Source organism: Streptomyces sp. NPDC002574 (genome assembly GCF_042889545.1).
In the GTDB taxonomy this organism is placed as follows: Bacteria; Actinomycetota; Actinomycetes; order Streptomycetales; family Streptomycetaceae; genus Actinacidiphila.
In genome coordinates this window covers 479,101-502,521 of the sequence record NZ_JBIARB010000005.1, presented here as the reverse complement: position 1 = coordinate 502,521, position 23,421 = coordinate 479,101, and the positions used below count along the sequence as shown (strand labels likewise).

At 72.9% G+C, this 23,421-nt stretch carries 20 protein-coding genes and 1 pseudogene; 12 read left to right on the top strand and 9 right to left on the bottom strand.

Going from position 1 to position 23,421, the window contains the following annotated elements:
• Positions 1–158: 158 nt before the first annotated feature.
• Both ACFYXS_RS14900 and ACFYXS_RS14895 read right to left on the bottom strand, forming a co-directional pair.
• A pseudogene (locus ACFYXS_RS14900) lies at positions 159–371 on the bottom strand (NAD(P)H dehydrogenase); the annotation flags it as partial.
• Between the two features lie 156 nt (positions 372–527).
• Positions 528–986, bottom strand: a complete 459-nt coding sequence (locus tag ACFYXS_RS14895) for a winged helix-turn-helix transcriptional regulator (RefSeq protein WP_389247850.1) — start codon at positions 984–986, stop codon at positions 528–530.
• A 277-nt stretch (positions 987–1,263) separates the two neighbouring features.
• On the opposite strand from ACFYXS_RS14895, the gene ACFYXS_RS14890 reads away from it, so the two are divergent.
• Together ACFYXS_RS14890 and ACFYXS_RS14885 are read left to right on the top strand one after the other, a co-directional pair.
• Positions 1,264–2,640 carry a hypothetical protein gene (locus ACFYXS_RS14890; protein ID WP_389247848.1) on the top strand — a complete coding sequence of 459 codons (1,377 nt, stop codon included), beginning with the start codon at positions 1,264–1,266 and terminating at the stop codon, positions 2,638–2,640.
• A gap of 189 nt (positions 2,641–2,829) precedes the next feature.
• Positions 2,830–3,804, top strand: coding sequence for an SDR family NAD(P)-dependent oxidoreductase (locus ACFYXS_RS14885; RefSeq protein ID WP_389247846.1), 975 nt, complete (start codon positions 2,830–2,832; stop codon positions 3,802–3,804).
• A gap of 19 nt (positions 3,805–3,823) precedes the next feature.
• On the opposite strand, the gene ACFYXS_RS14880 is transcribed toward ACFYXS_RS14885, so the two are convergent.
• The 4 genes from ACFYXS_RS14880 to ACFYXS_RS14865 form a co-directional block, all read right to left on the bottom strand.
• A complete protein-coding gene (locus ACFYXS_RS14880) occupies positions 3,824–4,528 on the bottom strand; it encodes a cytochrome b/b6 domain-containing protein (RefSeq protein ID WP_389247844.1) in 705 nt (234 codons plus the stop codon).
• Positions 4,470–5,198, bottom strand: coding sequence for a molybdopterin-dependent oxidoreductase (locus tag ACFYXS_RS14875; RefSeq protein WP_389247842.1), 729 nt, complete (start codon positions 5,196–5,198; stop codon positions 4,470–4,472). The genes ACFYXS_RS14880 and ACFYXS_RS14875 overlap by 59 nt, the downstream gene beginning before the upstream one ends.
• Before the next feature lie 136 nt (positions 5,199–5,334).
• Positions 5,335–5,958, bottom strand: coding sequence for a hypothetical protein (locus ACFYXS_RS14870; RefSeq protein ID WP_389247840.1), 624 nt, complete (start codon positions 5,956–5,958; stop codon positions 5,335–5,337).
• Positions 5,959–6,027: 69 nt separating this feature from the next.
• Positions 6,028–7,128, bottom strand: a complete 1,101-nt coding sequence (locus ACFYXS_RS14865) for a LacI family DNA-binding transcriptional regulator (protein WP_389247986.1) — start codon at positions 7,126–7,128, stop codon at positions 6,028–6,030.
• Positions 7,129–7,298: 170 nt separating this feature from the next.
• Between ACFYXS_RS14865 and ACFYXS_RS14860 the strand changes: the two genes are divergently transcribed.
• Positions 7,299–9,518, top strand: a complete 2,220-nt coding sequence (locus ACFYXS_RS14860; RefSeq protein ID WP_389247838.1) for a glycoside hydrolase family 3 N-terminal domain-containing protein — start codon at positions 7,299–7,301, stop codon at positions 9,516–9,518.
• A 48-nt stretch (positions 9,519–9,566) separates the two neighbouring features.
• Here the strand turns inward: ACFYXS_RS14860 and ACFYXS_RS14855 are convergent, their stop codons facing one another.
• Positions 9,567–9,956 carry a winged helix-turn-helix transcriptional regulator gene (locus ACFYXS_RS14855; protein WP_389247836.1) on the bottom strand — a complete coding sequence of 130 codons (390 nt, stop codon included), beginning with the start codon at positions 9,954–9,956 and terminating at the stop codon, positions 9,567–9,569.
• A 120-nt stretch (positions 9,957–10,076) separates the two neighbouring features.
• Here ACFYXS_RS14855 and ACFYXS_RS14850 point away from each other — a divergent pair, with 120 nt between their 5' ends.
• Together ACFYXS_RS14850 and ACFYXS_RS14845 are read left to right on the top strand one after the other, a co-directional pair.
• The gene (locus ACFYXS_RS14850; protein WP_389247834.1) at positions 10,077–10,925 is read left to right on the top strand and encodes an NAD(P)H-binding protein; all 849 of its coding nucleotides are present in this window, start codon (positions 10,077–10,079) and stop codon (positions 10,923–10,925) included.
• A 49-nt stretch (positions 10,926–10,974) separates the two neighbouring features.
• The gene (locus ACFYXS_RS14845; RefSeq protein WP_389247832.1) at positions 10,975–11,328 is read left to right on the top strand and encodes a signal peptidase I; all 354 of its coding nucleotides are present in this window, start codon (positions 10,975–10,977) and stop codon (positions 11,326–11,328) included.
• Positions 11,329–11,343: 15 nt separating this feature from the next.
• Here ACFYXS_RS14845 and ACFYXS_RS14840 read toward each other — a convergent pair whose 3' ends face one another.
• Positions 11,344–12,651, bottom strand: a complete 1,308-nt coding sequence (locus ACFYXS_RS14840) for a ThuA domain-containing protein (protein ID WP_389247830.1) — start codon at positions 12,649–12,651, stop codon at positions 11,344–11,346.
• A gap of 574 nt (positions 12,652–13,225) precedes the next feature.
• On the opposite strand from ACFYXS_RS14840, the gene ACFYXS_RS14835 reads away from it, so the two are divergent.
• The 6 genes from ACFYXS_RS14835 to ACFYXS_RS14810 all read left to right on the top strand — a co-directional run bounded on the left by ACFYXS_RS14835 (position 13,226) and on the right by ACFYXS_RS14810 (position 20,724).
• Complete coding sequence (locus ACFYXS_RS14835) at positions 13,226–15,451, top strand: RICIN domain-containing protein (RefSeq protein ID WP_389247828.1); 2,226 nt, start codon at positions 13,226–13,228, stop codon at positions 15,449–15,451.
• Positions 15,452–15,740: 289 nt separating this feature from the next.
• A complete protein-coding gene (locus tag ACFYXS_RS14830) occupies positions 15,741–17,162 on the top strand; it encodes a ricin-type beta-trefoil lectin domain protein (RefSeq protein WP_389247826.1) in 1,422 nt (473 codons plus the stop codon).
• A gap of 70 nt (positions 17,163–17,232) precedes the next feature.
• Positions 17,233–17,964 carry a pyridoxal 5'-phosphate synthase gene (locus ACFYXS_RS14825; protein WP_389247824.1) on the top strand — a complete coding sequence of 244 codons (732 nt, stop codon included), beginning with the start codon at positions 17,233–17,235 and terminating at the stop codon, positions 17,962–17,964.
• A gap of 105 nt (positions 17,965–18,069) precedes the next feature.
• On the top strand, positions 18,070–18,636 hold the full coding sequence (locus ACFYXS_RS14820) for a Clp protease N-terminal domain-containing protein (protein WP_389247984.1): 567 nt from the start codon (positions 18,070–18,072) through the stop codon (positions 18,634–18,636).
• Between the two features lie 12 nt (positions 18,637–18,648).
• Positions 18,649–19,650: a DMT family transporter gene (locus tag ACFYXS_RS14815; protein WP_389247822.1), complete on the top strand. Its 1,002-nt coding sequence runs from the start codon at positions 18,649–18,651 to the stop codon at positions 19,648–19,650.
• A gap of 156 nt (positions 19,651–19,806) precedes the next feature.
• Positions 19,807–20,724 (top strand): DMT family transporter, encoded by a 918-nt coding sequence (locus ACFYXS_RS14810; protein WP_389247820.1) that lies wholly within the window; start codon positions 19,807–19,809, stop codon positions 20,722–20,724.
• A gap of 19 nt (positions 20,725–20,743) precedes the next feature.
• Here ACFYXS_RS14810 and ACFYXS_RS14805 read toward each other — a convergent pair whose 3' ends face one another.
• The gene (locus tag ACFYXS_RS14805; protein ID WP_389247818.1) at positions 20,744–21,436 is read right to left on the bottom strand and encodes an alpha/beta fold hydrolase; all 693 of its coding nucleotides are present in this window, start codon (positions 21,434–21,436) and stop codon (positions 20,744–20,746) included.
• Positions 21,437–21,731: 295 nt separating this feature from the next.
• Between ACFYXS_RS14805 and ACFYXS_RS14800 the strand changes: the two genes are divergently transcribed.
• On the top strand, positions 21,732–23,421 hold a 1,690-nt coding region (locus ACFYXS_RS14800; RefSeq protein ID WP_389247816.1), incomplete at its 3' end, for a phytoene desaturase family protein.

Here is a 23,421-nt window from a genome sequence, read left to right as displayed (position 1 = left end):
ACACGCCCGCTCGACCAGGCTAGGCATCTAACTTTAGTTATGCAAGTTAGAGAGCCGGAGCCCGGTCGCCGGTCGGCCGGCGCCGCCTTCGGGGGGTGGTGCCGGCCGGGATCCTCTTCGTGCGGTGCGCGGTGTGCGGTGCGACGTCGCGCGGGGTGTCAGGCCGCCTTGATCCGCTCGGCGAGCCGCACGACGCGCTCGGCCTGGATGCGGGCGGCGGTGCGGGTGATGTCGTCGATGGGGTTGTTGCCCTGGCCGTCCACGTGCGAGGTGCCGTAGGGGTTGCCGTCGACGAGCTTGGACGGGTCGGTGAAGCCGGGGGTGACCGTGATGCCGCCGAAGTGGTGGATGGAGTGGTAGAGCGCCAGCAGCTGCGCAGGTCAGAGCCAGTGAGCGGCCTCGCGGCAACCCGCGGGCGGCGGCGATCAGGGGTGTGCGCATCGTCACGCCGTGGTGGTGGGCAGCTCAGGGCTGCCCGGCCCGGGCTCGCCCCGGAGGGCGTGCGGCCGGCGTGGGAAGGGCCTGCGTCAGACCCCGGCGCTCTTGTCGCTGAGCATGGTCACATCGGCGCCGGGCACCTCGTGGCCGTTCTCGTCGAGGAAGCCGACGCGGACGGGTCGGCTGGTGGACAGCGTCCGCCGGTTCGCGGAGGGACCCGAAGGGCGGGGGCGGTGGTGGTCGCCCCACTGCTGGAGCGCGGCCAGGACCAGTTGCAGGTCCTGCCCCGCCTCCGTGAGGTGGTAGCTCTGCCGGGGCCTGCTGCCCGGCTCCTGGTAGGTGCGGGTGCACAGCACCCCGGAGTCGACGAGGAGCTTGAGCCGGGCGCTGAGCAGATTGGGCGCGACGCCGAGCGACGACTGGATCTCGGCGAACCGGTGCCGGCCGGCGAAGATGTCGCGCAGCACCAGGAGTGACCAGCGTTCCCCGAGGATCTGCAGGCTGCGCTCGATGGAGCAGGTCGGCTCGTCCTCCGTGGGGCCCGACACCTGCCTTCCGGACGGCACTGGTACCTCCTGCGTCGACTCCGCCCGTGCGCGGGGGTCGCGGCACGTTTGCCTTGTCAGTGTACGCCTGAGTTTCCTCCCGCAACCCAGGGGTGCGGTGCGCGTCGCGACGGCGGGCGTCGCCATGGTCCTCCGGCCCGCCTCGCCCGATGTCCGGACGCGGGAAGTCCGGGATCACCGGCGGTGGTTCGCCGGGGATCGCGTAGCCTGCACCGAGCCCTCGCGGGTAGAGGTCTCTTGATCGTTCACCGGAGGCGGAATGTCCGACGCCCACGAGGCCGTGCTGGCGGCACTGTCCTGGAACCCGTCCGCACCGGGCAGCGTCCTGCTGCGACTCCTCGCCTGCGACCGCCGGCGCGTCAGGAGGAACGTCGCCGAGCGGCGCGACCTCCCGGAAGCGGTGGTCGACGCGATCCTGGCCGACCCCGATCCGTCCCTGCGGATGGAATTCGCCGGAAGCGCCCGGGCGGACCCTGCTCAGCGCGCCCGGCTCCTCGACGATCCGTCCTGGAAGGTCGTCATGAGCCTCGCCATGGGCCCCGTCCTCTACCGAGGCCGCGCGGAGCCGCTGCCCGACTGGGTGTACGAGCGGCTGCTGGCCCACCCGGAACCGCGCGTCCGCCATGAGACCGTCACCTCGTCCCCCGTGCCGGCCCACCTGCTGGCACGACTGGCGGACCACACCGACGGCCGCCTCCGGCAAGCCGCCTGCCGCGCATGGGACATCCTTCCCGGAGCGACCCAGGACGCGTTGCTCGACGACCCCGACCCGCAGGTGCGCCATGCCGCGGCCCTGCGGGTCTGCCACCGGGACGCGGAACGCACCACGTGGCCGGCCGAGGAACTCGCGGACCCCTGGGCGGGTGAGGCCCTGGGCTTCGGACTGCTCAGCCGCGAACTCGCCGAGCGCATGGTCGCCGAGAGACCCGCGTCGGTCGCCCCGAACCCTTCCCTGCCGCCGGACCTCGTGCGGCAACTCGCCACCCACCCCGACCCGTATGTACGGCTCCTCGTGTCCGCCCGGCGGGAGCTGACCGAGCGGGAACGTGCCGCCATCGACTACACGGTGGATCCCGAGGCCCGGCTGGGAACCCTCGGCTGGGTGTGGGCCGCCCGCGACAACCCGGATGTTCTGCGGCAGTGCGCGACCTCCGCCCACACCTGGCTGCGCCGCAGCGCGGCGGTATGCCCGGAACTGGCGCCCGAGCTCGTCGAACTGCTCGCGCAGGACGACGACTTCGCCGTGCGGCTGCTCCTGTGCGAGTTCCACCCGGAGGCGCCACCGGAGCTGCTGCTGGACCTGTACCTCGAGCAGACCCACCGCGCCGTCGAGATGCTGGTCAACAATCCGCTGTTCCCGGCAGCGGGCCTCGCGGCCCGGTTCGCGACCGCCGAGGATCACCGGCAGCGTCGTCTCGCCCTTCGCGATCCCGGTCTGACAGCGGAGTCCCTGGAAGCCTTCACCCGGGACCCGGAGTGCCGATGGGAGGCAGCTCGTGACCCGCGCCTCCCCCTGCCGCGACTGCGCGAACTGCTGGCCGACCCCGACATGACGAGCTCCGCCGCCGGCAATCCCGGCCTGCCGGCCGAGGACATGCACCGGCTCCTCGACGCCGCGGGAGTACCCGCACGATGAATGGTCGCGCTGTGGGCATCAGGGGTTCGTCGCCCCCGGGCCCGTCGTGCGTCCGGGCTCGGAGGGGTACTGCTGGGCCCCGGTTCAGGGGGACCCCTTTCGCCTGCCTGACCTGCGGATAGAGGTGTTTGTCCGAAGGCAGGCACCCATTCGCCCCGCACCGGCGGGACGCTCAGGAAGGCGGACAGCATGGACGACCAGGCACGTATCACCACCCCGTTCGGCGCGGAGAGCACCGCGGCGGAGGTGGTCGCGGGGGTCGACCTGACCGGGCGCCGCGCGGTCGTCACCGGTGGTTCCTCCGGCATCGGGGTGGAGACGGCTCGCGCCCTGGCCGCCGCGGGAGCAGAGGTCACGCTCGCCGTGCGCGACACCGCCGCCGGGGCGCGGACGGCCGCAGACATCACCGCCGCCACGGGCAACGAGCGGGTGCTGACCGCGCCCCTGGATCTGTCGGACCAGGCGTCGGTCGCGGCCTTCGTGGCCGCGTGGGAGGGCCCGCTGCACATCCTGGTGGCCAACGCGGGCGTCATGGCCTCTCCCGGGACGCGCACCCCCGAGGGGTGGGAGCTCCAGTTCGCCACCAACCACCTCGGTCACTTCGCGCTGGTCACCGGCCTGCACGCGGCGCTCGCCGCCGCCGGTGGCTCCCGGGTGGTCGTGGTGAGTTCGGTCGGTCACGTCAACGGCGACGTGCTCTTCGACGACATCGACTTCGCGCACCACCCGTACGACCCCTGGGCCGCCTACAGCCAGTCCAAGACGGCCAACGTCCTGTTCGCGGTCGAGGCCGCCGAGCGGTGGGCCGCCGACGGCATCCATGTGAACGCCCTCAACCCGGGCCGGATCGCCGGCACCCGTCTCGTCCGGCACATCGGCGTGCCCACCAACGCGCCGGCGTCCTTCGAGCCGGGGCGCAGCGACGGGGTGTCGGTGAAGGACGTCGAGCAGGGCGCCGCCACGTCGGTGCTGCTCGCCGCGTCCCCGCTCGTGGAGGGTGTCACCGGCCGGTACTTCGAGGACTGCAACGAGGCCGGTCCCCATGAGCCGGGGGTCCGCCGCGGGGTGGCCGGTCACGCGCTGGACCGCCGGCGGGCACGCCGGCTGTGGCAGGTCTCCCTCGACCTCCTTGCCGCGGGCCGTGGCACGGACACCGCTTCCTGACGCGTGCGGCCGGGCCGGATCAGTGCTGCCGGCCGGTCCCGCCGGGGTCCTGTCGGGCCCGCGGCTCGTCGTCCAGCCACCGCGGGTGGAGCCGGCGTGCCCACTTCCGCTCGACGTACCCCGTGCGCATCCCGAGCCGGGCCTGCGGGTCGCGGAACGCCATCCGGATGTGGCCGAACAGCACGGCGGCGACGGCCCAGGCCAGGATGTCGTGGACGAAGATCGCGCTGGTGCGGGAGATCGACGGGAGCACGCCCGTGAACCACATCAGGAGACCGGTGGCCATCATGATCAGTACGGCCCCGGCGATCCAGCCCGCGTAGATCTTCTGGCCCGCGTTGAACTTGCCGGCCGGCCGGGCGTCCGGCGAGGTCAGGCGCTTCCGGACCGCGCGCAGCCACTGCTTGTCGTACCGGGCGAAGCGGTTCAGCCTGCGCAGGTCGGCGCGGAACGCGGGCGAGGCCAGGCCGAGCAGGAAGGGCAGCGGCAGCAGGATCCCCGACCACTCGTGGACCGTGACGAGCAGGTGGCGGCGGCCCACCAGCTGGGCCAGCGGGGCCAGGTACAGGCAGGCCGCGGTGGCCACGCAGAGCAGCATCAGCCAGCCGGTGGCCCGGTGGACCAGGCGCTCGGCGCGGGTGAACCGGGCGACCAGGCCGGGGCGTTCAGGCCGCGGCGGCGTCGCCGTGCGTGTCGGCTCCGTCGAGCCAGCCGTCGACGGCATAGCCGTACTCCTCCCAGTAGCCGGGTACGACCCGGTCGGTCACGGTGATCCCGGACAGCCACTTGGCCGATTTGTAGAAGTACATCGGGGCCACGTAGAGCCGGACGGGCCCGCCGTGCTCATGGCTGATCGGCTTGTCCTGCATGGTCAGCGCCACCATGACGTCGGAGCGGCGCGCCTGCTCGAGGGTGAGGCTCTCGGTGTAGACGCCGTCGAAGCAGGTGAAGTGGACCGCGGTGCCGTCCTGCCGTACGCCCGCCGCGTCGAGGAGGTCCGAGAGCCGCACGCCGGTGAACGGGGTGTCGGCCACCCGCCAGCCGTCCGTGCACTGCACGTCGCGGACGATCCGGGTCTGCGGCAGGGCGCGCAGTTCGTCGAGCGTGTACGTCCCCGGGTGGTCCACCAGACCGTTGACGCGCAGCCGGTAGTTCGTCGCGTCCTTGCGCGGCACGGACCCCACCACGCTGTAGTAGCGAAAGCCGCCGGGATTGGGCAGCACTCCGGTGATCCCGGTGGGGTCGACCTGGGAGGCGGCGCCGAGCACGTTCTCCCATCCGCGCTGCAGCCAGGGGGCGGCGGCGAGGCCGGCGGCTCCCAGGCCGAGCATGCCGAGCATCGTCCGGCGCGCCACCGGCGTGCCGTCGGCCGCGCGATCGCGTCGTTCAGCCATGCCTCGTGAAGCCTCTCCTCGTTCATCACCTGCTGGAAGAGTGACGACCTTCGCATGAAGATCCGTAACCTGTCAAGGGGGTGATGATGGAGGGGGGTGTGACGATGCCGACCGCCTCAGGGCGCGGTCGCCTTGGTCAGGGGCAGTGCTCGCCGAACTTCACGGCCTTGAAGGAGACGGGCTGGCCGTGCAGTGCGGCGCCGGGGGCGGGGCTCTGGGAGCACACCCGCCAGTTGCTCTCCAGGAGGATGAAGCGGTCCTGGTCGGTGGCGTCCTCCGCGGTGATGCTCGTCGCGGACGGCAGGGCTTGACGCGCGACCTTCAGGGATGCCCCCGTGAGGTCGGGCATGGTGGCGCCGGCCGTCGGGGGTGCGGCCGCGTCGTTCGCGGGACAGGCCTCGGCGAGCTTGACCGTCCCGAGGTCGACCGTGGTAGCGGTGGGGCGGCGGCCCGGGGCGGGGCTCTGGAAGCAGACCTTCCAGTCGCGGTCCCAGATCTGCTCGCGTCCCCGGCCCAGGGAGTCGTGCGAGTCCAGCCGGTGGAAGCCGAGCGACTGGGCCCGGTCCTGGGCGGCCTGGAGGCCCATGCCGTGCAGGTCGGGGAGGCCGGCGACGGTGGCAGGGGCCGTTGCGGGGGCTGTGGTGCGGCCGCCGGACGGCCGGTCGCTGGTGCCGTCGTCCGCCGGGTCGCACGCGGCGAGGGCGGTCACGGCGATGACGGCGAGGGTCGCGGCCAGGGCGCGGGCGGCGGGGCGGGTCATGCTCATATCCGAATACGTACCCGGACACATCGCGTGAATGCCGCAACCCCGCCGCAAGGTGACGTCCGGTCAGGCCGTCGCGGCCCCGCAGGTGCCGCGGACCACCAGCCGGGTCGGCACCACCGAGGGGGCAGGGCGCTCGGCCGGACCCGGGCCGAGCAGGTCGCGCAGGGCGGCGACGGCGGCGGCGCCGAGGCCGCGGCGGTCCTGCGCGACGGTGGTGAGGGCGGGGCTGACCAGGGTCGCGGCGTCGATGTCGTCGAATCCGACCACGGCCAGGTCGCGCGGCACGGACCGGCCGGTCTCGGCGGCCGCCCGCAGGGCGCCGATGGCCATGAGGTCGCCCGCAGCGAACAGGGCGGTCGGGGGCTCGGGCAGCGCGAGCAGCCGGTGCACGGCCCGGCGGCCGCTCTCGAGGAAGAAGTCGCCGGTGACCACGTACTCCTCCGGCGCGGGCAGCCCGAATCGGGCGCACGCGGCGCGGAAGCCCGCCAACCGCTCCACGGCGGGGGGGAGTTCGGGCGGGCCGGTGACGGTGGCGATCCTGCGGTGGCCGAGCGCGTGCAGATGGGCCACCGCCGTCTCGGCGCCCGCGGCGTTGTCGGATGCGACGCTGGCCGTGCGCGGGCCGTGGAGGGTGACGTCGAGTCCCGCGCAGGGGGTGCCGGAGGCGGCGAGCACGCGCAGGGCGCGGTCGTCGGCCGGGCGGCCCATGACGATGACGCCTTCCAGGCTGTGCCGGCGCACGGCCTGGACGTACACCCAGTCCGGGTCGCCGGGGCCGGCCGTCGTCAGCAGCATCAGGTGGTAGCCGGCCTCGGACAGGGCCGTGCGCACCGAGCTCAGCAGGCCCTGGAGGAAGGGGTGGTGAAGTCCCCGGGACTCGTGCCAGGTGTCCCACAGAAGGCCTATGGTGTCGGAGCGGCGACGGACCAGGGTGCGGGCCGGTTCGTTGGGGGCGTAGCCGAGTTCACCGGCGAGCCGGCGGATGCGCTCACGGGTGGCCTCGCTGACGTCGGCGCGGTTGTTGAGCGCGCGCGAGACCGTCGCGGTGGACACTCCGCTGCGGCGGGCCAGTTCGCGCAGGGTGACGGCGGTGGCGCCCTGGGGCGGGGGGACGGGGGTCTGGTCTCCGGTCTGGTCTCCGGTCTGGTCTCCGGGGGTTCGCATCACGCTCACAGTCTTGACGATATGTCATGTCAGCGTCAGGCTCTTGGGGCGACAGCAGCCGGAAACGTTTACGGCCAGCGCCCCCTTCGGGGCCGGACAGGAACGGGATGCCTGCGATGCCAGCGAACGAACCGCGCACACGCCTCACTCGCTCACGCCTGAGAAACCTCGTGGTCCTCGCCACGGCCGCCGCCTGCGCCGCCGCCGTCGCGTCGGTGCCGGCCCAGGCCGACGGCCCCCTCTACACGCGGGCCGGCGCACCGGTGGACCTGCGCGTGAAGGACCTTCTCAAGCGCATGACGCTGGACGAGAAGATCGGCCAGATGGACCAGATCGCGGTCGCCCGGATCCAGGGCGACTGCGAATGGAGCGGTGGCGCGCTCAACGAGAGCTGCATGAAGACCGTCCTCGCCGACTACCCGGTCGGCTCGGTGATCTCCGGCGGCGGCATGGCCCCCGCCAAGAACACGCCGCAGGACTGGGCCACGATGGTCAACACCGTGCAGAAGTACGCCATCACCAACTCACGCCTGCACATTCCCATCGTGTACGGCGTGGACGGGGTGCACGGGCACAACAACGTGCTCGGCGCCACGATCTTCCCGCACCAGATCGGCCTCGGCGCCACCTGGGACCCGGGTACCGTGCACGACTCCGCCGCCGCCACGGCCCGCGCCGTCGCCGCCACCGGCATCGACTGGAACTTCGCCCCCGTCGCCGACCTCGCCCGCGACCAGCGGTGGGGCCGCTACTACGAGACGTACGGCGAGGACCCCCTGCTCGCCGGCACCTTGGCCGCCGCCGCGGTCGACGGCGCCCAGCACGCCAAGGGCGCCAAGCGGGTGGCCGCCACCGTCAAGCACTTCGGCGGCTACTCCGAGCCGGCCAACGGCCACGACCGCGTGCCCGCCGACGTCTCGATCCGCTATCTGCAGGACACCCTCTTCCCCTCGTACAAGCAGGCCGTGCAGTCGGGCGCCAAGTCCGTCATGGTCAACTCCGGTGCCGTCAACGGGGTTCCGGCCACGGCGTCGACGTACCTGCTCACCAAGGTGCTGCGGCAGCAGTGGGGCTTCAAGGGCGTGACCGTCAGCGACTGGGAGGACGTCCGGGCGCTGCAGACCCGCTACAAGATCGCCGCCGACTACCCCGAGGCGATCGCGCTGGCCGTCAACGCGGGCCTCGACATGGCGATGGAGCCGTACTTCGCCAAGGAGTGGAGCGAGGGCCTGAAGACCGCCGTGAACCGGCACCTGGTCTCGCAGCGGCGGATCGACGAGGCCGTCAGCCGCATCCTGAAGATGAAGTTCGAACTCGGCCTCTTCGAGCACCCGTACGTCGACGCCGCCAAGGCCGACGCCGCGGTGAACGGCGCCGACACCGGTCTGGCGCGCACCGCGGCCGCGGAGTCCCAGGTGCTGCTGCGCAACGAGGGCGGCGTGCTGCCGGTGAGCCCCTCCGCCAAGCGGATCGTCGTCGCGGGCTCCTACGCGGACGACATCAACGACCAGGCGGGCGGCTGGACCATCGGCTGGCAGGGCGTACCCGACGGCGTGACCCTCCCCGGCACGACCATCCTGGAGGGCATCCGCGAGGCCGCGCCCGCCGGCACCGAGGTGGTGCAGGCCAAGACCGCCGACGACGCCGTGACCCAGGCGAAGAACGCGGACCTGACGGTCGTCGTCGTCGGCGAGAAGGCCGGCGCCGAGGGCGCGGCGGACAGCCCCCGCCCGGAGCTGACGGCCGATCAGCAGGCACTGGTGAAGTCCCTGAAGGCGAGCGGCAAGCCCGTGGTCACCGTCGTCGTGGCCGGGCGCCCGCTGGTGCTGGGCGACGCCGAGGGCACCCAGGGCCTGCTGATGTCCTGGCTGCCGGGCACCGAGGGCGGCCACGCCGTCGCCGACGTGCTCTTCGGCAAGGTGAACCCGAGCGGCCGGATGCCGGTGTCCTGGCCGAAGAACATCGGCGACGAGCCGATGTACTACCAGCAGCTGCCGGGCACCAACGGCGGCCCGGAGTCCTCGTACGACCCGCTCTACGCCTTCGGCGCGGGCCTGTCGTACACGACGTACAGCTTCGACGCCCTCACCGCGGACTCCAAGGGCGTCAAGGTGACGGTCTCCAACACCGGTGGCCGGGACGGCGACCTGGTGGTCCCGGTCTACGCGTCGCGGCCGGTCAGCGACGTGCTGGCGCCCGCGCGCAAGCTGGTGGCCTTCACGAAGGTGCACCTCCGGGCGGGCGAGCACAGGACGGTTCGGCTGGACTTCGCCAAGAGCGCGCTCGCGGTGACGCCCGGCGACATCGACGGCTCGGGCGCACCGCGCGTCGAGCGGGGCACGTACACCTTCACCGCGGGGGACAAGAGCGCCGACGTGGTGCTGCGTTAGGCGCGGCGCGCCGGGGACCACGGGCCCGCCGGCCCGTGGTCCCCGGCGTCAGTTGGCCGCGTCGTACCGCGAACGCGCCCGGTCCACCTCGGGCATGTGGCCCTGGGACCAGTCGGCGAGCGAGGCGAACAGCGGCGCCAGGCTGCTGCCGAGCTCGCTGATCTCGTACTCGACGCGGGGCGGCACCTCGGGGAAGTACGTACGGACCACCAGGCCGTCGCGCTCCAGCTGGCGCAGACGCTGCGTCAGGACCTTCGGGGTGACCGAGCCGATCCGGCGCTGGAGTTCCACGAAACGCTGCCGGCCGTGGGCGTGCAGCGTCCACAGGATCGGGGTGGTCCAGCGGCTGAAGACCAGGTCGACGACCGGGCTGATCGGGCAGGCCAGCACGGGATCGGCGGCCGGGGAGGGGGCGGTGCGGGTGGAGGGACTGATCATCGGGGCACACCTCGGTCGGAGTTCGGGTGGTCCGGCATAGTCACTATCTTCTAGGTACCTACTATACCTGCGCTGTTAGCTTCGTCCTGTCGCAGTCAACAGGCCGAAACGGAGCCGAAGATGATCGCAGTAACAGGTGCCACCGGGAACGTCGGACAGCCCCTCGTCCGTGCCCTCGCCGCGGCGGGGCAGCCGGTGACGGCGCTCTCCCGCCGGACCCCGGCGCAGGGCGAACTCCCCGCCGGCGTGGGCCATCGACAGGTCGACCTGACCGCCCCGGAGGAACTGCGCGCGGCGCTGGACGGCGCCGAGGCGCTGTTCCTGCTGCCGGCCCCGGACCTCCTCGGGCCCGGCGGCCGGCCGTACGACCTCGTCGGCGCCGCCAAGGCGGCCGGGGTGCGGCGCGTCGTGCTGCTCTCCTCGCAGGCCGCGGGCACCCGCCCGGACACGGCCTCCCACGAGCCGCTGCGGATGTTCGAGGCCGCGGTGCGTGAGTCCGGCGTCGACTGGACGGTCCTGCGGGGCGCGGGGTTCGCCTCCAACGCCTTCGCCTGGGCGGAGTCGGTGCGCACGGCGCGTACGGTGGCCGCGCCCTTCGCCGATGTCGCGCTTCCCGTCGTCGACCCCGCCGACATCGCGGCCGCCGCGGCGGTCGTCCTGTGCGACGCCGGCCACAGCGGACGCACTTACGAGGTGACGGGCCCCGTGCCCGTCTCGCCGCGCGAGCAGGCGGCCGCGATCGGGGAGGCGCTGGGCGAGCCGCTGCGCTTCGTCGAACTGGACCGGGACGAGGCCCGGTCGGGCATGCTGCGCTTCATGCCGGAGGCCGTCGCGGACGGCACCCTGGACATCCTGGGGGAGCCGCTCCCCGAGGAGCGGCGCGTCAGCCCCGACACCGAGGCGCTGCTGGGCCGCCCGGCCCGGCCGTTCGCCGCCTGGGTGGCGCGCAATGCCGCCGCCTTCCGCTGAGGGACGGCGTGCGGCGGGCCGCCGGCCGACGGGTGTTGGCGTCGCGGCCATGGACGACAGCGTGTACGTGGGCAACGCCGGCCGGGACGCGGCGCTGGACCGCGGATGGCTCCTGGGCCACTTCAAGGACTCCGGCGACCCCCGGCACAGCACGGACGTGGAGATCAAGTGGGGCGTGCACCCGAAGCGCGACCAGCGCGCGGCGTGGGTGCGCGGTCTGCTGGTGCTGGTCAGCGGCCGCTTCCGGGTCGAGCTGCCGGGGCGCAGCGTGGTGCTCGCGGAACAGGGCGACTACGTGGTGTGGGGGCGCGGGACGGACCACTCCTGGCACGCGGAGGAGGAGTCCGTCGTACTGACGGTGCGCCGGCCGTCCGTACCCGGTTACGGGGTACGGACGGCCTGACGCGGGCGCCCGGTGTCAGGACCGGGCGGTGAGCTGGAACGACTGGGCGGCGGTGCCGTTGCAGGTGTACTGCTGCAGGCGTGCGGCGTCGGCGGTGGACGCCGAGGGCACGTCGAGGCACTTGCCGCTGTTGCGGTTGACGAAGTGGAAGGTGCCGCCGGTCTCCGCGACCGGCAGCCACTGCTGGTTGGCGCCGCCCGAGTACGACCAGAGCTGGATCTTGGCGGCGTCGGCGGTGGAGACGTTCGTGACGTCCCACGACTTGGTCGCGTCATTGCGGTTGTTGACGCGGTAGTAGCCGTCGGTGGTGGGCTGGAACTGCCAGTCCTGCGCGGTGGTGGCGTTGCAGGTGTACTGCTGCACGGCCGTTCCGTTGGCGGTGGCCGCGGCGGCCGCGTCGACGCACTTCCCGCTGTGCTTGGCGGCGACCGTCGCCCAGCCGGTGGGCACGGAGCCGGTCGGCGGGTTGGGGTCGCCGGTGGAGCCGGTGCCGAGCCACTTGAGGCCGTCCAGCAGGAAGGTGTTCTGGGTGGCGCTCGCGAAGGTCGACGACAGGCCGGTGTTGGTGTCGTAGTTCATCGCGTTGTGGCCGAAGTTGGCGTACAGCATCCGGTACTTGGTGTTGGTCCACAGGATCGGGTAGTAGCCGCTGTACCAGGACTGGTTGGGGTCGGTGCCCAGGGGGAAGCTGACCGGGTCGACGGACGCCAGGATGTCGATGTCCGGGTTGGCGCGCAGGTCGTTGCTCCAGCTGTACCACTCGCTCACCGCCGAGGTGAACGTCGCGGGCAGGTGGCTGGTGGAGGGGTGCGTGCGGTCCTCGACGCGCAGCACGGCGGTGGTGGGACCCCAGGTGTTGGAGTTGAAGTTTCCGCTGCCCAGGAACTGGTTGTAGTACCAGGGCCAGCTCTGCGCGTCGGTGGTGAACGCCGAGACGTGGAAGCCCATCCAGCCGCCGCCGCCGCGCATGTAGGTCTCGAAACCGGAGCGCTGGGCGGCGGTCTGCGGGGCGTCGTCGAGGAAGAGGACGACCTGGTACTGCTTCAGCGCGTTGCTGTCGGCCAGCAGGTTCCAGTTGTTGGTCGAGGTGTACGTGAAGCCGTTGGCGGCGGCCTGCTGCGGGAACCAGCGGTTGGCCTCGCCGACGAAGTTGATGTGGGCCGCGTCGTAGGTGCCGTTGTAGAAGGCGATCACCTTGAACGGTGTGGCGGCCGCGGCGCCGGGGCCGGCGACGGCCGGGGCGGCGGTGATGCCGAGGAGGACGGCGAACAGCAGGAGGAGGCGGCCGGCTGCGCGCCGGGTGGCGGTGGTGAGAGCGGTCATGGGGGGAGTGGTCCTTCCCGTGTCGGCGGAGGTGGATGGGGCGCCGGTGAGGGTGAAGGGGGTTGAACGGCGTTGAACGGTGGTGCGGTGGGGGGAATCCGTGGGGGAGACCTTTGTCAACGATGTGATTTAAGGAGTGAAGGAAGGGTGCCGTCAAGGCTTTGGTACAGACCAGTCGGGGCGGTTCTGGCAGCGGGGCCGGAGCGGCGCGGGACGCCGGCGCGGGGGACCCGTGTTCAAGTGTTGATCAGCGCGTGTGCGCGGCGGTCGTCGGGAGTTCGCCCGGATGCCCGGTGTTTGGGCTGCTCAAACACCGCACAGGCACGGTGGGTTGAGCGTTTACCACGAATCGGCGGGAGTTCGGAATCCGTAGCGCCACCCCTTGACGTGTCCCCTCCATGAGCCTAACTTCACGCCGTGAAGAAAGGTTGTCCAGACCTTTGAGCCGCTGTCGCAGCCGGACGCCCACGGTCCGGTGAACCTCGTACCACCTCTTCACACTCCTGCATGCCGACGCTCGCTTCGGCATGCCCGCCCCCCACGGCGCCGCGCCCCGCGCGGCACAGGAGCATCCATGAAAACCCTGGGAGCACCGTCTCCGGACGCCCCCGGCCGCGGCCGGATCCGGCGTCGCGTCGTACCGCTCGCGCTGGGCGCGCTGTTCACCTCCGGCCTGTCCGCCGTCGCGCTCGCCCCCCAGGCGCAGGCCGCGGTGCCCACCGGCTGGGTCACGGTCGCCGCCAAGCACAGCGGGAAGTGCGTCGACGCCGCAGCCGCGGCCACCGCCAACGGGACGGCCGTGCAGCAGTACGCCTGCAACGGCACCACCGCGCAGCAGTGGCAGTTCCAGGCGACGAGCGACGGGTACGTGCGGGTCAACAACCGCAATGACGCGACCAAGTCGTGGGACGTCACCGACGTCTCCACCGCCGACGGCGCCCCGGTGCAGCTCTGGTCGTACTCGGGCGGCGCCAACCAGCAGTGGCTGCCGGTGGAGGAGACCGGCGGCACGTACCACTTCGTCAACCGCAACAGCGGCAAGTGCCTCGACGTGCCGTCCGCCTCGACCGCCGACGGAGCCCGCGTCCAGCAGTACACCTGCAACGGCACCGCCGCCCAGTCCTTCAGCCTCGGCTCCACCGACGCGCCGCAGAACCCGCCCGGCACCCCGGACCTGGGCCCCAACGTCTCCGTCTTCGACCCGTCGATGTCGTCGGCCTCCATCCAGGGCCGGCTCAACCAGGTCTTCGGGCAGCAGGAGTCCAACCAGTTCGGCGCCCAGCGCTACGCCCTGCTGTTCAAGCCGGGCAGCTACAACGTGGACGCCAACGTCGGCTTCTACACCCAGGTCGCGGGCCTCGGCCTGTCGCCGGACGACGTGACGATCAACGGCGCGGTCCACGCCGAGGCCGACTGGTTCCAGGGCAACGCCACCCAGAACTTCTGGCGCTCCGCCGAGAACCTGTCCGTCAACCCGACCGGCGGCACCGACCGCTGGGCGGTCTCCCAGGCGGCCCCCTACCGGCGCATGCACGTCCGCGGCAACCTCCAGCTGGACGACGGCGGTTGGTCCAGCGGCGGCCTCATCGCCGACTCCAAGATCGACGGCCAGGTGCGCTCCGGCTCCCAGCAGCAGTGGCTGTCGCGCAACAGCCAGTGGGGCAGCTGGAGCGGCTCCAACTGGAACATGGTCTTCGTCGGTGACGTCAACGCCCCCGCGAACACCTTCCCCAACCCGCCGTACACCACGGTCGCGCAGTCCCCGGTGACCCGCGAGAAGCCGTTCCTGTACGTGGACTCAACCGGCGCCTACAAGGTTTTCGTCCCGGCGCTGCGCACCAACAGCCAGGGCACGACCTGGGCGGGCGGCAACCCGGCCGGCAGTTCGCTGCCGATCGACCAGTTCTTCGTCGTCAAGCCCGGTGCGACCGCGACGGACATCAACGGCGCGCTCGCGCAGGGCAAGAACCTGCTGTTCACGCCCGGTGTCTACCACCTCAACCAGACGCTCAACATCAACCGCGCCGACACCGTGGTGCTCGGCCTCGGCCTGGCGACCATCGTTCCGGACAACGGCATCACGGCGGTCGACGTGGCCGACGTGGACGGCGTGAAGGTCGCGGGCCTGCTGATCGACGCCGGCACGACCAGCTCGCAGACGCTGATGCAGGTCGGCCCGGCCGGCTCGGCCGCGCGGCACACCGCCGACCCGACCTCGCTGCACGACGTGTTCTTCCGCATCGGTGGCGCGGGCGTCGGCAAGGCCGCGCAGAGCCTGGTGGTCAACAGTTCCGACGTCATCGGCGACCACATGTGGCTGTGGCGCGCCGACCACGGCAGCGGTGTCGGCTGGAACAGCAACACCGCCGCCAACGGCCTGATCGTCAACGGCACCAACGTGACGATGTACGGCCTGTTCGTGGAGCACTACCAGCAGCACCAGGTGATCTGGAACGGCAACGGCGGCCGCACGTACTTCTTCCAGAACGAGATGCCGTACGACCCGCCCAACCAGGCCTCCTGGATGAACGGTTCGGCGCGCGGCTACGACGCGTACAAGGTGAGCCCGTCGGTCACCAGCCACGAGGCCTGGGGCCTGGGCAGCTACTGCTACTTCAACGTCAACCCGTCCGTGGTCGCCGACCGTGCCTTCGAGGTGCCGGCCGTCGGAGGGGTCCGCTTCCACGACATGGTGACCGTCTCGCTCGGCGGCACCGGCACCATCAGCCACGTGATCAACAACACCGGAGGACCGTCCAACTCCTCCACCAACGTGGCCAACCTGATCTCGGGTCCCTAGCCAGGGGGGATCCGGCCGAGGCGGGGCCGCCGTTCGCACGGCGGCGGCGGCCCCGCTCCCCGGTGTGCCCGCGTCAGCCCAGGCGGTGCCCTGACGGTCCGTGGATTCCCACGGGCACGGGGGGTTGACGCGGCGCTGGTCTAGTCCATACCGTCATCGGCCATCAGCTGTTCATGTAGTGGGGTGTTGTTCACCTACATGAACAGCTGTCAAGGCCCCCCACGCCGTCCCCACGGCGCACCACCCCCCACAGCGCGCACCTCACCGCGCCCACGACAGGAGTCGTCCTGTGCTGAAATCCGCCGTCAGAGCCCTTGCCGCCGTCCCCGCCGTCCTCGCGATGGCCGCCACCGCCGTCGTCGCCTCCGGTGGCTCCGCGAGCGCCGCGGCCAACCCCGGCCCCGGCTTCCCCGCCCAGTACGCCGCGCCGTACGTCGAGACCTGGAACTCGCCCTCGGCCATGGCCAACGCCCGCAACGCCACGGGCCTGAAGTACTTCACGCTCGCCTTCGTGATCGACGGCGGCGGCTGCAACGCCATGTTCAACGGCGACACGCCCGTCACCGACGCCGGCTGGACCTCCGCGATCAACTCCCTGCGGTCCGCGGGCGGCGACGTCATCGCCTCCTTCGGCGGCGCCTCCGGCACCGAGATCGGCGTCTCCTGTACGAGCGTCGCCTCGCTGAAGGCCCAGTACAAGAAGGTCGTCGACACCCTCAACCTCACCCGCATCGACCTCGACATCGAGGGCGGCCAGCTCGACAACACCGCCGCCAACGACCGTCGCAACAAGGCGCTGGCCCAGCTGCAGCAGGAGTACGCGGCCGCCGGCCGCAAGCTCGACGTGCAGTACACCCTCCCGGTCAACCCGACCGGCCTGGAGTCCAACTCGATCAGCCTGCTGAACAACGCGAAGAGCAACGGGCTGAACGTCAACCTCGTCAACATCATGACGATGGACTACGGACCGGCCATGGACATGGGCAAGGCCGCCACCGACGCCGCCACCGCGCTGCGCAACCAGCTCGGTGCCATCTGGACCACCAAGACCGACGCGCAGCTGTGGGCGATGGAGGGCAACACCCCGATGATCGGGGTGAACGACACCACCGCGGAGACCTTCAGCACCGGCAACGCCACCACGCTCGCCAACTTCGCCAAGTCCAAGGGCATCCAGGAGCTCGCCTTCTGGGCGGTCGGCCGTGACAAGGCCTGCGCCACCAACGGCCAGCTCTCGGACACCTGCAGCGGCACCCCGCAGAGCGCCTGGCAGTTCTCCAGCATCTTCAACACCGTGACCGGCGGCACCACCCCGCCGCCCACCGGCTCCACCGGCCAGATCACCGGCCTCGGCGGCAAGTGCGTCGACGTCGCCGCGGCCAGCAGCGCCAACGGCACCGCCGTCCAGATGTACGACTGCAACGGCACCGGCGCCCAGCAGTGGACCGTGGGCACCGACGGCACCATCCGCGCCCTCGGCAAGTGCATGGACCTCACCGCCGCCGGCACCGCCAACGGTACCAAGGTGCAGCTGTACGACTGCAACGGCACCGGCGCCCAGGTCTGGCAGCCCGCCACCGGCGACACCCTGGTGAACCCCGCGTCCGGCAAGTGCCTCGACGTCACCGACAAGTCGACCGCCAACGGTGCCCGGCTGCAGATCTGGACCTGCGCCGGCGGCACCAACCAGCAGTTCCACCTCCCGGCCTGACAGGGGGACAGGCCCGCCGCCGCCCGGCGCACCGCGTGTGCGCCGGGCGGCGGCGTGTGAGGATCGGGACGTGACCGACGACCAGCCAGGACCGGCCGACGAGCCCGGTGCGGCAGACCAGGACCCCGTGACCGCCGACTCGCTCCGCGAACGGATGCGTGCCGCCCCCGTGCTGGCCGGCCCGCTCCCCGGCTTCGACCCGGCCGCCGCCGGGCCGGCGCCCGGCCCGGTGTTCGCCCGCTGGCTGGCCGACGCCCTGGACGACGGGGTGCCGGAGCCGCACGTCATGACCCTGGCCACGGCCGGTGCCGACGGCCGCCCGTCGGCCCGGGTGCTGATGCTGCGCGGCGTGGACATCGAGGGCTGCGCCTTCGACTTCGCCTCCGAGGCGGCCAGTCGCAAGGGGCGCGACCTGGCCGAGCGCCCGTACGCCTGCCTCAGCTGGTACTGGCCGCAACACGGCCGGCAGATCAGGATGGCCGGGGCGGTGGAGACCCTGGACCGCCCCACCGCCCGCCGTGACTTCCTCGGCCGTCGCGAGGCCTCCCGGGCGGCCGGCTTCACCGGCGTGATGAGCGCGCCGCTCGACAGTCCGGCCGCGTACCGGCAGGCCCGGCGGCGCGCGGCGGAGCACGTCGCCGCCGAACCCGAGGACGTACCGGAGGGGCACACCGTCTACCGACTCGTCGCCGACGAGGCCGAGTTCTGGCAGGCCGACCCCGCGGGCGGTCACATCCGGCTCCGCTACCTGCGCGACCCGGCGGCGCGGCAGGGGTGGACACGCGGTCTGCTCTGGCCCTGAGGCGCGCTGCCCTGAGACGCCGGCTGTCCGCCGTCATCCCTCAGGAGGACCGGTCCCCCGCACGTGCCCACCCGGAGGAGTAGTGACGAATGGCTCCGCGCGCCGATGCCGCGCGACGGCGGAACTGATGGGGTGGAGAACGTGCACAGGGACGACTTGCGGCTCACCGTGGAGCTGCGCTCGGTGGCCGCCGGGGCGCGGCGCCGCGCGGTGCGGGACGGCGACGACCGCGTCGACACCGCGCACCTGCTGCACTCCCTGCTGGAGAACGACCCGCGGGCCCGTGAGGCCGTGGACGGCGGTGCGGGCGGCGGGCAGGTGGCCCGTGTGCTCGGCTACCTGGTGCAGCGCAGTATCGGCTACGGCATGCGGTGGCGCGGCGCCGTCGAGGACTCCGGGGCGCTGACCGTGCTCACCTCCGCCGGCGCGCCCGGCTGGAGCCCGGCCGCCGCGACCGCGATCGGTGCCGCGGTCGCCCGCGCGCACGAGCGGGGTGCGGCGCAGGCCGACGGCAGCGATCTGCTGGCGGCGCTCCTGGCCGACCCGGGGTGCCGGGCCGTGGAGGTGCTGCGGGCCGCCGGAGTGCAGCCGGAACGGCCGCCGGTGGGGCCGCCGGCCCAACGCGGCACGGAGGACAGCCGCTACTGGGATGACGGTCCTGTCGTGAGCTGACATCATGGCCCGATGCATGGGTCTCAGGGGAGGAACACCGGACTCGGACTGGCGCTGGTCTCGGCGTTCGCGTTCGGTGGTTCGGGGGTCGCGGCCAAGCCGCTGATCGAGGCGGGGCTGGACCCGCTGCACGTGGTCTGGCTGCGGGTGGCCGGTGCCGCGCTCATCATGCTGCCCGTCGTCCTGCGGCACCGCACCCTGCTGCTGCGCCGCCCCGCGGTGCTGGCCGGCTTCGGGCTGCTCGGCGTCGCCGGTGTGCAGGCCTTCTACTTCGCGGCCATATCCCGCATCCCCGTCGGCGTTGCGATCCTCGTGGAGTTCCTCGGCCCCGCGCTGCTGCTCGGCTGGGTGCGCTTCGTGCAGCGCAAGGCGGTCAGCAGGGCCGCGGCCGTCGGCGTGGTGCTCGCCGTCGGCGGCATGGCGGCCGTGGTCGAGGTGTGGTCGGGCCTCGCCTTCGACCCGCTGGGCCTCGCACTGGCCTTCGGTGCCGCCTGCTGCCAGGTCAGTTACTTCGTCCTGGCCGACCACGGCAGCGACGGTGAGGACGCGCCCGATCCCGTCGCCGTCATCGCGTACGGACTGCTCATCGGCGCCCTCGTACTGACCGTCACCTCCCGCCCCTGGGAGATGGACTGGACCGTGCTCACCCACCGCGCCGACATGGGCGAGGTGTCGGTGCCCGCGCTGCTGCTCGTCGGCTGGATCGTGCTGGTGGCCACCGTCGTCGCCTATCTCACCGGAGTGCTCGCCGTACGGCGGCTGTCGCCGCAGGTCGCCGGAGTCGTCGCCTGCCTGGAAGCGGTCGTCGGCACGATCCTCGCCTGGATCCTGCTCGACGAGCACCTGGGCGTGCCGCAGATCCTCGGCGGCGTCCTCGTCCTCGCGGGCGCCTTCGTCGCGCAGACCGCGAAGAAGCAGGCGGCGACGACCGTGGTCGCCGGCGCGCTCCCGGTCGACGCGGCGACCGCCGACGCCGACGCGGACGGGGCCCAGGACAAGGCGCGGCTCCTATAGGGTCGCGCCATGCGACACACCGTCCTTCCCCCGCCCGCCGCCTGAGGCGGGCGGCGCACCCACGGAAGACACAGCCCGGGCACGTCCCCGGGCAGGCCGCCGCTGCCCGCACACGGGAGCACGCGACCACCCCACACCTTCCGCGGGAGCACCATCGTGTCCATCTCCCCTGCCCTGCCGGTCCGGCGGGGTCTGCTCTACGTCACCCTCGCCGCCACCGCATGGGGCACCGCCGGCGCCGCCGCCTCCCTGCTCTACGACGGCACCGGGCTCGGCCCTTTCGCGCTCACCTTCTGGCGCTCGGCGGGCGGCTGCGCGTTGCTGCTCGCCGGCCGGGCGCTCCTCGGCGCGGCGCCGCTGCGCCGACCCGGCGGGCGCACGCTCGCGATCGGCTTCGGACTGACGGCCTTTCAGACCGCGTACTTCATGGCCGTCGCCGCCACCGGACTCGCGGTCGCCACTGTCATCACCCTCGGTTCCGGTCCGGTGCTCATCGCCCTCGGCGGGCGGCTGTGGACCAATGAACGCCTCGGCCGCGCCGGGGCGTGGGCCGTCGCCGCGGCACTGACCGGGCTCGTCGTCATCGTGTCCGGCGGAGGCGACAGCGGGACGGTGCGCCCGGCGGGCGTCGCCCTCGCGCTGGTCTCCGGCGCGGGCTACGCCGCCGTCACCCTGCTGACCCGGCACGCCGCCCGCCGCGGGCGGGCCGAGGACCCCGTGTCGGCCTCGCTGTGGTCCTTCGCCGTGTGCGCCGCGGCGGTGCTGCCGTTCGCGCTGGCCGAGGGGCCGCTGCCGCGGCACGACACGCTGACCGTCGCGGTGCCGCTGCTGCTGTACGTCGCCGCCGTGCCGACCGCGCTCGCGTACGGGCTGTACTTCGCGGGCGCGGCGGTCGTGCGGTCGGCCACGGTCTCCGTGATCGCGCTCATCGAGCCGGTCTCGGCGGCCGTGGTCGCCTTCGCGGTCCTCGGGGAGCGGCCGACGCCCGCGACCGTGCTGGGGACCGCGATCCTGCTGGGCGCGGTCGCCGTTCTCGGGGCGGCCGAGGCCCGGAAGCCGTCGGGCACCGGCTGACCCGGCTCCGGGTCAGTACCTATCGGTCGGCGTCGGCCGTGATCAGCGCGGCCAGCTCGGCGGGGGCCGAGAGGAAGGGGGAGTGGCTCCACGCCCGCCGGTAGGACCGCTCGGCGCGCAGGGCCATCTCCTCCTGGACGGCCGGCGGGAGCGCGGCGTCGTCCTCGCAGACGATGTAGCTGGACGGCACCGCCTTCCACCCGACCGCGGTGAGCGGCTCGCTCATGGACTTCACGCTCTGCGGCACCAGCCGGGCGATCGCGCGCTCGGCGTCCTCCGGGGCGACGTCACCGTAGAGCACGCGGTTCGGCTCGCCGGGCACGGGCACCGTTCCGGTGTCGCCCGTGAGGAGCTGTCCGCCGGCCTGTCCGGCGAGCGAGTCGCCCTGGTCGAGCTGGAAGGCGGCCAGGTAGACCAGGCGGGAGACGTCGGGCGCGTCCGCGACGGCCTCGGTGGCGGGCAGGCCGCCGTAGGAGTGGGCCAGCACCGTCACCGGGCCGTCGAGGGCCGCGAGGCGCTCACGGACGGCACGCGCGTCGTCGTACATCCCGGCGTTGTGCGCGGGGTCGGCGGACGCGCTCGGCAGGTCCACGGTGGCCGCACGCCATCCCCGCGCGGTGAGCTCGGGAACGAGCGACTCCCAGCACCAGGCGCCGTGCCAGGCGCCGTGGACCAGGAGGATCGTGGGCCTGCTGCTGTCTTCAGTGGTCATCGATCGGCCTTCGGGAACGGGACGGGGCGGGCACGTGCCCGGCGCCGGACACGGAGGAGCAGGGCGTGCGACGCCCCGCTCCGTGCGTCGACGCTACGGGTGCCGTGGGCCGGCGGACCATGCTCGTCTGTCCGCGCTTCCTGCGCGGACGTCCCGCGGCCGGGGCGGGTGCCCGTGGCCCGCCGGCCGGCTTTCGGGGTGCGGCTCCGCTGCGCGGCGTGCACGCTGGAGGACGGAAACGGGACGGGTGCCGTGGGATCTCGGCGTCCCCGAGCGATCAACCCGAGGAGCACTGATGCCACGCACGGTCGACGCCGTCGTCGTCGGTTCCGGTGTGAACGGACTGGTCGCCGCCGCCGAGCTGGCCAAGGACGGCTGGTCGGTGGCCCTGGTCGAACGGGCGGAGCGGCTGGGCGGGTTCCTCGCCACCGAGGAGCGGACCCTGCCCGGCTTCCTGCACGACACCTATGCGTCCTGGCAGCCGCTCTTCGTGTCCGGAGCGGCCTACGCCGCCCTCGGCGAGGACCTGCACCGGCACGGCCTGGAGTACCGCAACACCGACGGCTTCGTCACCGGCACGGTCGCCGACGACGGCCGCGTCGTCCTCGCCCACCGGGACGCCGCCGTCACCGCGGAGGTGTTCGCCCACCCCGAGGACAAGGCCGCCTACCTCGGCATGCTGCGGCGGTTCCTCGACAACGCCGAGGCCATCGGCGGCATGCTGGGCGGCGATGCCCGCTCGCCGGCGATGCTGAAGAACATCGTGAAGCTGCTGCGCCGCGAGCGGTTCACCGGCACCGAGGCCTGGCTGCGCGCCGCGCTCACCAGCGGCCGTTCGCACTGCCGCAGCACCTTTCGCGGCGACGAGGCGGACCTGCTGTGGGTGCCGTGGCTGCTGCACGCGGGTCTGTCCCCGGACCACGCGGGCGGCGGCCTGCTCGTGCCCGTGCTGGCCGCGTCGCTGCACGGCTTCGGCGTGCCCGTCGTGGCGGGCGGCGCCGGCAATCTCGTCCGGGCCTTCGAGGCGCTGCTCGGCGACCTGGGCGTGGACGTCCGCACCCGGCAACCGGTGGAACGGCTGCTCGTCACCGGAGGCCGGGTCACCGGTGTGATCAGCGGCGGGGAGACCATCCACGCCCGCCGCGCCGTCCTCGCCTCGGTGACCCCGACGGCGCTGTACGGGGAACTGCTGCCGCAGGACGTCCCGCTGCCGCCCGCGGTCCGCGGCCAGGCGCGGCGTTTCCGGTACGGCCGTGCCGCGATGCAGATCCACGTCGCGCTCTCCGCCCCGCTCGGCTGGCACGACGACCGCCTGGCCGGGGTGCCGCTGCTGCACCTGAGCGACGGGTCGTCGAGCACCGGGATCGCGTGCGCGGAGGCCGAGGCCGGCCTGCTGCCGCGCAGGCCGACGGTGGTCGTCGGCCAGCAGTACGTCCTGGACCCGTCACGGGTGCCGAAGGGAGCCGCGGCCCTGTGGATCCAGCTCCAGGAAGCGCCGTGGGCCCCGGCCGGCGACGCGGCCGGCGAACTGGACGTCAGCGGTGGCTGGACGAAGGCCCTCACCGAGGGCTACGTGGACCGGGTACTGGCCCGCGTCGCCCGGCACGCGCCCGACCTGCCCGGCAAGGTACTCGCCTGGGACGCCCTCACCCCCGCCGACCTGGCCGCGTACAACCCCAACGCGGTGGCCGGCGACCCCTACGGGGGCTCGGCCGAGCTCGACCAGAGCCTGCTGTGGCGCCCGCTGCCCAGTGCGCCCCGGCACGCCACGCCCGTACCGGGGCTGTGGCACATCGGGTCCTCCACCCACCCCGGCCCCGGACTCGGCGGCGGCTCGGGACACCTCGCGGCCCAGCAGCTCATCCGCGGCGTGCGCCGCCGCGTGGGGGGGGGGGGGGGGGGGCCGGGGGGGGGGGGGGCCCCCGCCGGGGGCCCCCCCGCGGGGCGGGCGGGGGGGGCCGCAGCCAGGGTGGAGCGCGGCGGCG

What these genes read in the sequence shown, in the direction of transcription:
- ACFYXS_RS14890 (WP_389247848.1), top strand. Translation starts at nt 1,264, where the DNA reads ATGTCCGACGCCCACGAGGCCGTGCTGGCGGCACTGTCCTGGAACCCG.
- ACFYXS_RS14885 (WP_389247846.1), top strand. Translation starts at nt 2,830, where the DNA reads ATGGACGACCAGGCACGTATCACCACCCCGTTCGGCGCGGAGAGCACC.
- ACFYXS_RS14880 (WP_389247844.1), bottom strand. Translation starts at nt 4,528, where the DNA reads ATGCCGTCGACGGCTGGCTCGACGGAGCCGACACGCACGGCGACGCCG.
- ACFYXS_RS14875 (WP_389247842.1), bottom strand. Translation starts at nt 5,198, where the DNA reads ATGGCTGAACGACGCGATCGCGCGGCCGACGGCACGCCGGTGGCGCGC.
- ACFYXS_RS14870 (WP_389247840.1), bottom strand. Translation starts at nt 5,958, where the DNA reads ATGACCCGCCCCGCCGCCCGCGCCCTGGCCGCGACCCTCGCCGTCATC.
- ACFYXS_RS14865 (WP_389247986.1), bottom strand. Translation starts at nt 7,128, where the DNA reads ATGCGAACCCCCGGAGACCAGACCGGAGACCAGACCGGAGACCAGACC.
- ACFYXS_RS14855 (WP_389247836.1), bottom strand. Translation starts at nt 9,956, where the DNA reads ATGATCAGTCCCTCCACCCGCACCGCCCCCTCCCCGGCCGCCGATCCC.
- ACFYXS_RS14850 (WP_389247834.1), top strand. Translation starts at nt 10,077, where the DNA reads ATGATCGCAGTAACAGGTGCCACCGGGAACGTCGGACAGCCCCTCGTC.
- ACFYXS_RS14845 (WP_389247832.1), top strand. Translation starts at nt 10,975, where the DNA reads ATGGACGACAGCGTGTACGTGGGCAACGCCGGCCGGGACGCGGCGCTG.
- ACFYXS_RS14840 (WP_389247830.1), bottom strand. Translation starts at nt 12,651, where the DNA reads ATGACCGCTCTCACCACCGCCACCCGGCGCGCAGCCGGCCGCCTCCTC.
- ACFYXS_RS14835 (WP_389247828.1), top strand. Translation starts at nt 13,226, where the DNA reads ATGAAAACCCTGGGAGCACCGTCTCCGGACGCCCCCGGCCGCGGCCGG.
- ACFYXS_RS14820 (WP_389247984.1), top strand. Translation starts at nt 18,070, where the DNA reads ATGCCGCGCGACGGCGGAACTGATGGGGTGGAGAACGTGCACAGGGAC.
- ACFYXS_RS14815 (WP_389247822.1), top strand. Translation starts at nt 18,649, where the DNA reads ATGCATGGGTCTCAGGGGAGGAACACCGGACTCGGACTGGCGCTGGTC.
- ACFYXS_RS14805 (WP_389247818.1), bottom strand. Translation starts at nt 21,436, where the DNA reads ATGACCACTGAAGACAGCAGCAGGCCCACGATCCTCCTGGTCCACGGC.